This window comes from Streptomyces sp. NTH33, from assembly GCF_003236365.1.
Classification (GTDB): Bacteria; Actinomycetota; Actinomycetes; order Streptomycetales; family Streptomycetaceae; genus Streptomyces.
Genome location: NZ_POTZ01000936.1, coordinates 1 through 1122 on the forward strand (window position 1 = coordinate 1; position 1122 = coordinate 1122).

The window sequence follows — 1122 nt, forward strand, 5'->3', positions numbered from 1 at the left end:
CTCCCCCCACTCAGCGAAAGACCCCCACGTCGTGACCGTCTCCCTGCATGAGGCCCAGCCGGCCGGCCGGCACGCCGCCGTCCCCGCCGGCAGCCTGTTCCGGCGCGTCTACACACCCCGCGTCTGCGACGCCCTCGCCTACTCCATGGCGACCTACGCCATGCCACTCGTCGTGCTGGCCACCACCGGCTCCGCCTCCCTGACCGGCCTGGCCTTCGCACTGGAGTGGATACCCCGGGTGGCCGCGTTCGGCTTCGCCGGCGCCCTGGTCGACCGCAGCGGCGCGGCGATCGTGTGCTTCCTCGCCTCGCTCGCCCGCGCCCTGCTGGTCGCCGGCGGCGGCATCGCGCTGGTCGTGCTGCCGCCGGGTGCGGCCGAGACCGTCACCGTCCTGGCCCTGGCGGCGGTGACCGGGGCGCTGACCCAGTTCAGCTTCATCGCCAACGAGGCGGTCGGTGCCATCGTCAGCCGTCGCACCGCCGGGCAGGCCCACAAGGTGCAGTCGGCGCTGATCGGCATCGACCAGACGGCCACCCTCGTCGGCCCGGCCCTGGGCGGTGTCCTGCTGCTCACCGGCCCGACGTCCATGCTGGCGTGCCTGAGCGTGCTGTCCTTCGCCTCCGCCGTGCTCGCCCTGCAGACTCCGTCCACGCCCCTGCGCGCCGCGCGCCCCGGTGGATCGGCGCCGGGCGGCGGCCTGCGGCAGGGATGGCAGACCCTGCGCTTGCTGCCGTCCCTGCGACGGCTGGTGGCCGGACTGGCCTGCTCCAACCTCATGCTCGGGCTGCTGCAGGCGGCCAGCCCCATCCTCGTGGAGCACCGCTTCGGCCACTCCGCGGCCGCCGCCGGCGCGCTGTGGTCCATCGCCGCGGCCGCCACCTTGGTCGCGGTCGCCTGCTGCCGGGCCGGCCTTAACCGGCTCGGCCTGTGGGGGATCGGCGCCCTCAGCGCGACCGTCGCGGCCGCCGCCTGCCTCGCCGTGCCCCAGGCCCCCTCCTACGCCGGCTACGTGGCCCTCGTGGCCCTCTTCATGGCCGCCGACGGAGGGCTCACCGTCGTCCTGCGCACCCTGCGCTCGCAGGTCATCCCGCCCGCCGCCTTCGGCACCACCCTCTCCCTGAC

At 75.3% G+C, this 1122-nt stretch carries 1 protein-coding gene; it reads left to right on the forward strand.

Features of this window, described 5'->3' with window-relative positions:
• Positions 1–31: 31 nt before the first annotated feature.
• The coding region (locus C1I97_RS37650; protein WP_111007335.1) for an MFS transporter at positions 32–1122 on the forward strand (1091 nt) is incomplete at its 3' end.